We start from the raw sequence: 3697 nt of genomic DNA on the forward strand, positions 1-3697 counted from the left end.
GGGTTAGGGTCGAAGGGTGACCCCGGAACTCTCTGCACGCATCGTCGCGGATTCCCGTGACCGCGTGGCCTGGTTGAGAGCTCGATCCCGGGGCATCACGGCGACCGACGTGGCCGGACTCACCTCCGAGAAGTCGATCGCCAGGGCGGCGGACTCGAAACTCGGTGGCGGACCCCGCTTCGGCGGCAACGCGTACACGGATCACGGCCGACGACGCGAACCCGAGATCGCGGCCTGGGTGGCGGCCACCCACGGCATCCTCCCCTCGTCCGCGCTGTTCCGCGCCGAAGTCGAGCATCGTCATCTCGCCACACCCGACGGCATCGCGGTCGACGCGGACGGGCGCGTGAAGCTCGCCGAGATCAAGACCACGAACAAGCCTTTCCGCGGCATCCCGCGCACCTACCTCCGTCAGATCTGGTGGCAGCAGCACGTCCTCGGCGCCGAGCGCACGCTGTTCGTGTGGGAGGAGCACGTCGACTTCGCGCCGATCCACGACGAGCCGCGCTGTGTGTGGATCGACCGCGACGACCGCGAGATCGCCAAGCTCGTCGGACTCGCCACCGACCTCATCGATGAGCTCTACCGCCGCACCACAGGCCAGCAGGTTCCGAACCGGATCGTGGACGCCGCCGCCAGCCGCCGAGAGCAGCTTCGAGAGCGCGACGCCTTCCGTGCTCTGGCCCTCGCCGACTGACGAGTTCACCGACCGGCACGACTGACCCGGCACGACTGACTCTCACCCTGCGTCCGCCGTCCTCAGGTGCAGGTGTTGTTGCCACCGAGGCCCAGCAGACCGCCGACCGACAGTGTGCGCGTCGCCGCCGGTGACACCCACGACGTTCCCGCGTAGATGCTCTCGACCTTGACGGTGTTCGTCGACCCCAGCAGGCTTCCGAGCAGCGTGTTCAGAAGCCCGGAGCTGATCGTCGACGAGTAGGTGTACGGGCCGGAGCCGCTCTGCGTGACGTTGCTGTTGTCGACGACGACGTTGTTGATCGACAGCCGCTGCTGCACCGTCAGGTACGGCGAGGTCCAGGTGATCGTGAAGCCGGTGAACGTGCCGAGAAAACTCGTGACCGTGCACGAGGTCACCACCGGAGTCGCCAACGTCGATGCCGTGAACGATCGTGCCGCGTACTCGCTGTCGGTGAAGGCGGCATCGGTCATCTGCACCGACGGAGACGAGGCGACGCCGAGGAGCACCGCGAGGCCGACGACTCCGGCGAGGATCCGTGCACGCTCACGAGACCTCATCTCGCACCCCCTGCCACGAAGCAGCGCGTCGACGGCGGAGCACCAGCACGGCACCGGACCCGATGAGGCCGGCACCGGCTCCGACGATCCACGGCGCCGCGGACGGAAGTCCCGTCGTCGCCAGGGCACCGTCGGACCCCGCGACCACCGTCTCCCCCGCGCCCTGCGCATGCACGCGGACATCGGTGCTGCCGGCGCCCGAACCGCCCGCGGGATCGAGGACGATGGCGAGGCGGAGGTGTGTCGTCTCGGTGTCGGCGACCTGCAGAAGCGGAACCTCGACGCCGTCGCGCGGGATGTCCCACCGTGTGCGCAGGGCCGTCGCGCCCACCGGGCATCCGCTCTCCGTCCATGCCTCCGCGCACGTCGAGATGTCCAGGAGCAGGTGCGCTTCTCCTGTCGCGCTCACCGCGATCCCGATGACTCCCGGATCCGGCGCGTCAGCACTCACCTCGATGTCCCACTGCACCGGCTGCCCCGGCAACAGGCTGCCGGCCGCTGCCCAGTCCGCGACGGAGACCAGACGGAGAACGGATCCCTGGATGACCTGTGTCGTGGGCGCCGCCCAGGCCGCACCCGGCGTCACGATCACGGCGACCGCGAGCAGGACCGCGGCGAGCGCGCGCCTCATGGGCCGTTCCCGTCGGGATCGCGAGCGGCTCGGCGCTGCTCGCGCGGCCAGAAGGCCCATACGACGAGCGACGTCGCCGCGACGGTCAGGACTCCCAGCACCATCGGATTGCCCATCCCGGCGATGATCGACGCGACCCCCGGAACCGCGAAGACCACCTTCCTGACCGAGGAGACCGTGTACGGGAAGGGATCCTCCGCCGCGTTCGCATCCCCTCGCATCGTGATCACCCGCTCCGGCGCACTCGCACCCGCGACGACGGAGGTGACGCGGTGGGTGACGGGAAGCTCCCCCTCGCGGTCGACCGTGACCACATCACCGACGACCACCTCGCTCGCGGGCACGCGCTGCACCACCGCGACGGAACCGGCGGGGATCGTGGGCGACATGGAGCCGGTGCGGAACATGATGAGCGTGATCTGCGCCGTGAAGGCGAGCACGACGAGCAGGATGCAGACGGCGCCGGCGATCGCAGCCGCCCAGAGCAGCACGTCGCCGATCACGCGCCCCGGTCGTATCCGGGAATGTACCCTCGCCGCGGTCGCGTGGGGTTCGACCGCGGCGAGGGACGTCTTGTCCTCCCTCAGGCTCCGCCGTGTGGGGGTCGTCATGTGCTCGTCCTCTCCCTGGCATCGCTGCTACGACGACGTCCCGAGGAACTGCCAGGTCTGCGTCATCGTCAGGCCCTGCGCCGCGTTCGCAGCGGTGAGCGGGAGCGTGACGGCGAAGCAGTAGTTCACTTGTGCGGAACCGTTCGCGGTGACGACCTGCGTCGCGGATCCGCCAGCGGTGAGTGCCGATCCGTCAGCCACGACCGCGGTCCCGGCCGCGTACGTGGTCGCGTTGCAGGTGGTACCGGCGATCGTTCGCACTCCGTAGGTGAGATAGGCGGCGAGTCCCGTTCCCCCCGGAGTCCCCGCCGACAGCTGCAGGGTTCCTGCAACTGACGGGTTCGCTGTCTTGACGCTGAACAACGCATAGGTGGAGTTGCCCGGCGCCATGGCGGTCGGAGCGAGCTGGAAGTTCAGGGTCGCGGCCGCGCCGGTGGTCGCGTGGCTCGAGAACGTGGCTCCATCGACGGCTCCGACGATGTCGAACCGGCCCGCGGTGAAGTTCGCGGTTCCGTACTCGGAGTCGTTCCAGGCGGCGAGTGTGGCGGCGGCGCCGATGCCGAGCACGAGCCCTCCCGCGAGAACGGCTCGCAGTCGACGCGATCGAAGTCTCCGCCCCTCCCGCACATCTCTGCGGGTGACCATCACGTACTCAGCTCGTCGACGTGGCCGTGAACTTCCAGGTGGCGTTGGTCACCAGGCTCGGCGTCAGCGACGCATCCGCCGTCACTTTGAAGCAGAGTTGCACGGCCGTACCAGGAGCTGTCGTGGGGCTGCCGACGGCGAGCGGCACCTGCGTCGCACCGGTCTGCACGTCGAGCGTCGCTCCGGTCGCGATCGGCGTTCCGGTGGCACTCGCCGCGTTGCAGGTCGCGCCGGGTGCGAGCTGATAGATCGAATAGGACAGGTGTCCGGTGTTGGAGCTCGCTGCGGGGTCGGCGGTCGTGCCGTCGGCGACGAGATTGGCTGCCGTCGTCGTCCCGCCGGCCAGACGCACCCAGAATCCGGCGTACACCGAGCTCGTCGGAGACATGTTCCCCACCAGCCCGGCGGGGAGCGTGAACGCGAGCGTGGCTGCACTGCCTGCGGAGTTGTGGTCGGCATATGTGGTGCCGTCCGTCGATCCTTGGAGGTTGAAGGCGCCGGCGGTGAACGTGCCGTTCGCGAACTCGGAGTCGTTCCACACCGCGAGCGTCAC

Annotated in this window: 6 protein-coding genes; 1 reads left to right on the top strand and 5 read right to left on the bottom strand. The window is 69.1% G+C overall.

All coding sequences use genetic code 11. The features are described 5' to 3' along the window. Positions 1–16: 16 nt before the first annotated feature. Positions 17–697, top strand: a complete 681-nt coding sequence (locus tag AX744_RS03215) for a YqaJ viral recombinase family protein (RefSeq protein ID WP_046747878.1) — start codon at positions 17–19, stop codon at positions 695–697. Positions 698–759: 62 nt separating this feature from the next. On the opposite strand, the gene AX744_RS03220 is transcribed toward AX744_RS03215, so the two are convergent. The 5 genes from AX744_RS03220 to AX744_RS03240 all read right to left on the bottom strand — a co-directional run. Continuing rightward, positions 760–1257 (bottom strand): hypothetical protein, encoded by a 498-nt coding sequence (locus AX744_RS03220; protein ID WP_061015378.1) that lies wholly within the window; start codon positions 1255–1257, stop codon positions 760–762. Beyond that, entirely contained in the window at positions 1244–1888 is a 645-nt protein-coding gene (locus AX744_RS03225) for an LPXTG cell wall anchor domain-containing protein (protein WP_061015379.1), read from the bottom strand. The genes AX744_RS03220 and AX744_RS03225 overlap by 14 nt, the downstream gene beginning before the upstream one ends. Next, positions 1885–2499 (bottom strand): signal peptidase I, encoded by a 615-nt coding sequence (locus AX744_RS03230; protein ID WP_061015380.1) that lies wholly within the window; start codon positions 2497–2499, stop codon positions 1885–1887. Before AX744_RS03230 ends, AX744_RS03225 begins: the two co-directional genes overlap by 4 nt. Before the next feature lie 27 nt (positions 2500–2526). Continuing rightward, positions 2527–3144 (bottom strand): SipW-dependent-type signal peptide-containing protein, encoded by a 618-nt coding sequence (locus tag AX744_RS03235; RefSeq protein ID WP_061015381.1) that lies wholly within the window; start codon positions 3142–3144, stop codon positions 2527–2529. 7 nt (positions 3145–3151) lie between these two features. Beyond that, a partial coding sequence (locus AX744_RS03240; RefSeq protein WP_061015382.1) for a SipW-dependent-type signal peptide-containing protein occupies positions 3152–3697 on the bottom strand: 546 nt, incomplete at its 5' end.

Origin of the sequence: Microbacterium sp. CCH5-D1, from assembly GCF_001557335.1 — a bacterium.
Taxonomy (GTDB): domain Bacteria; phylum Actinomycetota; class Actinomycetes; order Actinomycetales; family Microbacteriaceae; genus Microbacterium; species Microbacterium oxydans.